The following is a 4,989-nucleotide window of genomic DNA, read 5'->3' as shown; positions in this document are numbered from 1 at the left end:
GTACGTCAGCGACTCAGCGCCGAAGACCACCGCGACCGCGTCGGGGGTACGGGCCGCCTGCTCGGCGAACACCTCGTGCAGGCAACCGTCGACCGGCACCTCCACCGTGGCGTTCCACTCGCCCAGCAGCGACGCGCGCTCCGCCTCCGGCAGACACGCCGCCGAGGCGTCCCCGTCGAAGTCCGCGACCATCGCCTCCAGCACCAGCCGGTACATCTCCGCCAGCCGCGCCAGGTTCGACCCGCTCAGCACCTCGGTGGTGCTGCCGATGGAGATCCGGCCGCGGGCCGCGGTGACGTTGACGGCGAACTCGTTCACGCCGTCGCCGATGTTGGCGTCGACGTCGACGGTGTCGGTGTCGACCTGGTGGAAGTCCTGGTGGTCGAAGAGCATCGTGATCAGGCGCTCGCCGGTGCCGCTGTCGCGCTGGATGGCGGGCAGCGGGTAGCGGCGGTGGGCCCAGATCTCCGCCTCGCGGGCGTAGACCCGCTCGACCAGTTCACGCCAGGTGCCGGACGCCCGGGTGGCGGGGAACGGCAGCGTGTTCAGGTGCATGCCGAGCACCCGCTCGGCGCCGGGGGCCTCCAGACGCCCGTGGTAGACCACGCCGGTGTGGAAGGCGTCCTCCGTACCGAGCGAGCCCAGCACCTTCAGGTGCGCGGCCAGCAGCACGCTCTTCAGCGAGGTGCGCGCGCGGGCGGCGAGCCGGCGCAGGTCGTCCTCCAGGTCCGCGAACGGCGCGTGGGCCCAGTGCCGCTCGGCGGTGCCGGCGCCCTCGCCCCAGCCGGCGGGCACGAGCATGGGCGCGTGCCGGCCGATGACGTCCCGCCAGAAGGCGCGGTCCTCCTCGGAGGCCAGCGACTCCAGCTCGGCCGCGATGAAGTCCGCGTACCGGACGGCCGGCGCCTCCTCGTCGGTGGCCTCGCCCCGGTCGCGCAGCTGCTGGTAGGCGGCGACGATCTCGGTCATCAGGGAGTTGGCGGTCCAACCCTCGGTCACCGCGTGGCAGTGGCTGAGGACCAGGCGCCAGGCCTCGTCCGACTCCAGGTGCACCGCGAGCCGGACCAGCGGGGCGGCGGTCACGTCGAACGGGGTGGCGCGGTCCTGCGCGGCGAACTCCGCACGGGCGGCGTCGAGCCCGGCCGCGTCGAGCTCGCGCAGGTCGTGCAGCGAGAGCGGCAGCTCGGCGGTGGCGTGGACGAGCTGGAGCGGCTGCGAGTAACCGGTCGTCTCGACCGAGGTGCGCAGGATGTCGTGCCGCTGCACGACGTGCGCCAGGGCGGCGCGAAGCGTCTCCGGCTCGAAGGGCCGGGTGTCCGGGATCAGGAAGGAGTTGAGGTTGTGGTAGACGGCGGTGCCCGGGTTCGCCGTCATCTCGACGAGCATGCCGGTCTGGACCTGCGACAGCGGGTAGGCGTCCACGACGCCCGCCGGCAGCGCGGCCCGGTCCCCGTCGCCGATCAACGCGAACGGCTCCACCGTGGTGACCAGCGACGCGCCGGCCTCCTGGCCGCTCAGCTTCTGGGCCAGGCGCGCGACGGTCCGCAGCTCGAAGACGTCCTGCACCGTCACGTCGTAGCCGGTGGCGCGCAGGGCGCCGACCAGGCGGACGACACGGATCGAGTCGCCGCCGAGGTCGAAGAAGCTGTCCTCGACGCCGATGCGGGCGATGCCGAGCACGTCCGACCAGACGGCCGTCAGCCGCTCCTCGACCGGGGTGCGCGGGGCCACGTACGCGGACTGGGCGAACGCGTCGGCGTCCGGGGCGGGCAGGGCCTTGTGGTCGACCTTGCCGCTGTTGGTCAGCGGGATCGCGTCCAGGGCGACGAGGGCCGTCGGGACCATGTACTCGGGCAGCGTGGCGCCCAGGAACTCCCGCAGCACGGCCGAGTCCAGAGCGGCACCGTCGGCCGGGACCACGTAGGCGGCCAGGGACTTGTCGCCCTGGGCGTCCTCGTGTGCGGACACCACAGCGTCGCGGACGGAGGTGTGCTCGCGCAGGGCGCTCTCGATCTCTCCGAGCTCGATGCGGTAGCCGCGGATCTTCACCTGGCCGTCGATGCGGCCCAGGCACTCCAGGGTGCCGTCGGCCAGCTCACGGGCGAGGTCACCGGTGGCGTACAGGCGGCTGCCGGCGGGGCCGAAGGGGTTGGGGACGAACTTCTCCGCCGTCAGGTCCGGGCGGCCCAGGTAGCCGCGGGCCAGACCGTCACCGCCGATGAACAGCTCGCCGGTCACGCCCTGCGGCACCGGGTTCAGGTGCGCGTCCAGGACGTGGAGCTGGGTGTTGGCCAGCGGGCCGCCGATCGAGACCTGCTCGACGCCGTCCGGCACCTCGCCCTGGGCGGACCAGATCGTGGTCTCGGTCGGACCGTAGACGTTCACCAGACGGCCGACACGCGGCAGCAGCTCCCGCGCCAGGCCGGCGGTCAGCGCCTCGCCACCGACGAGCGCGGTGACGGCGTAGTTGTCGAATCCGGCCGCGAGCAGCAGGCGCCAGCCCGAGGGGGTGGCCTGGACGTGGGTGACCCGGTTGCGGGCCACCAGCTCAACCAGGGCGGCGGCGTCCTTGGCCTGCTCGGCGGAGGCCAGGACGACCTTCCCGCCGGTGATCAGCGGCAGGTGCAGTTCGAGGCCGGAGATGTCGAACGAGACGGAGGTGGAGGCCAGCCACGTGCCCGGGCGGCCGGGGGTCACGTCGTCGCGGATCGAGCCCAGCAGGTTCACCAGCGCGCCGTGCCCGATCATCACGCCCTTGGGGCGACCGGTCGAACCCGAGGTGTACAGCACGTACGCCAGTTCGTCGGCGGCCGGGGTGACGCCCTCCCAGCTCTCCTCGGAACCGCCGTCCAGCGCCAGCCAGGGGCCGGTGTACTCGCCGAGCCGGCCGGCCGGGTCGGTGTCGGTCAGGACGAGCGCGGCACCCGAGTCGGTGAGCATGTAGCCCACCCGCTCGGCCGGAAGCGACGGGTCGACCGGAAGGTAGGCGGCGCCCGCCTTCCAGGCGCCCAGCATCGCCGCCAGGACGCCCGGGCCGCGGTCGAGGTACAGACCGACCACCGCTCCGGACCCGACCCCCTGCCCGCGCAGTCGGCCCGCGATCCGCGAGGACCACGCGTCCAGCTCGCCGTACGAGACCCGCTCCTCCCCGAACACCACCGCGACCGCGTCCGGCGCAGCCGCCGCACGAGCCCGGAAGAGGTCGAGGGACAGCTCGCGCTGGTCTGCTTCCGTACGCATCCGAGGCACTGCGGTCTGCTCCAAGTGGGGTATGTAGGTGGCGGTGGCGTCACCTTCGGGGTCTGTGGCCATGGCTTCGAGCACGAGCCGGTACATGGCGGAGAGCTGCTCGGCGCGCTCCCGGCCGAGCGCGTCCGTGCTGGACTTGATCGCGAGGGCGCCGCCCGTGGCGATGACCGCGAGCGCGAACTCGTTGACGCCGACGCCCAGCCCCGCGCCGGCGTCCACGGTGTCGGTGTCGACCTGGTGGAAGTTCTGGTGGTCGAACATCACCGTGAGCAGGCGCTGGGAAGTGCCGCTGTCACGCTGGACGGCGGGCAGCGGGTAGCGGCGGTGGGCCCAGGTCTCGGCCTCCTGTGCGAAGACCTGCTCCACCAGCTGGCGCCAGGTGCCGGACGGGCGGGTGGCGGGGAACGGCAGCGTGTTCAGGTGCATGCCCATCACCCGCTCGGCGCCCGGCGCCTCCAGGCGGCCGTGGTAGACGACACCGGTGTGAAAGGCCCGCTCCGGGCTGAGCATGCTCAGCACCTTGAGGTGGGCGGCCAGCAGCACGCTCTTCAGCGAGGTGCTCGTGCGGCGCGCCAGCTGGCGCAGCCCGTCCTCCAGGTCGCGGTAGTCGACCTCCAGGCGGTACGGCTCCTTCGCGCCGCCCTGAGCGCGCCACCCCGACGGCAGCTCGAACGGCGCGTGGTCGGCGATGACGTTCCGCCAGAAGGCGCGGTCCTCCTCGGAGGCCAGCGACTCCAGCTCGGCGGCGATGAAGTCCGCGTACCGGACGGTCGGCGCCTCGTAGGCGGGCAGCTCACGGCCGTCGCGCAGGTGCTGGTAGGACGCCAGCAGCTCCATGAGGAGCGAGTGGTAGCTCCAGCCCTCGGCGATGGCGTGGTTGTAGGTGAACGTGAGTCGCCAGGCCTCGTCCGACTCCAGGTGGATCGCGATCCGCAGCAGCGGCGCGGCGTCCAGGCCGAACGACTCGGCCTCCTCCCGGACGGTGAAGGCCAGCAGCGCGGCGCGCTGCTCGTCGGCCGTCAGACCCCGCAGGTCCTCGACGCCGACGGGGATCGTCGCCTCGCCGTGCACCAGCTGCAGGGGCTGGCTGTACGTCTCGAAGTCCAGCGAGGTACGCAGGGCCTCGTGGCGACCGGCCACGACGGCGGCGGCCTCCGTGAAGGCGCCGAGGTCGAAGGGCGTGGTGTCCGGGATGCGGAAGGAGTTGATGTTCAGGTAGGCGGACTCGCCCCGGCCCTGGGCGGCCAGCATCTCGACGAGCATGCCGGTCTGGATCTGCGACAGCGGGTAGGCGTCCACGACGCCCGCCGGCAGCGCGGTCCGGTCCTCGGCGCTGATCAGCGCGAACGGCTCCACCGTGGTGACCAGCGACCCTTCGCCGTTCCCGGCGAGAACGGCGGCGAGGCCGGCGATGGTGGTGTGGGTGAAGACCGCACGGGTGGAAGCGTCGTAGCCGGCGGCGCGGAGGGCACCGACCATGCGGACGGCCCGGATGGAGTCGCCGCCCAGGTCGAAGAAGTTGTCCTCGACGCCGACCCGGTCGACGCCCAGGACCTCGGACCAGACGGCGGCCAGGCGCTCTTCCAGTGGGGTGCGGGGGGCGACGATCTCGGTGGTGGCGAACGCGCTCTGGTCGACGGCCGGCAGGGCCTTGTGGTCGACCTTGCCGCTGTTGGTCAGCGGGATCGCGTCCAGGGCGACGAAGACGGCCGGGACCATGTACTCGGGCAGCGAGCGGGC

General features: G+C 72.8%; 1 protein-coding gene. It reads right to left on the bottom strand.

Translation table 11 applies throughout. The features are described from left to right. Positions 1–4,989, bottom strand: a 4,989-nt coding sequence (locus ABZW30_RS46495) for an amino acid adenylation domain-containing protein (protein ID WP_355677407.1), incomplete at both ends; no start/stop codon positions are given.

It is taken from the genome of Kitasatospora sp. NPDC004669 (assembly GCF_040609455.1).
Lineage (GTDB): Bacteria > Actinomycetota > Actinomycetes > Streptomycetales > Streptomycetaceae > Kitasatospora.
This window is presented reverse-complemented; position numbering and strand designations above follow the sequence as displayed.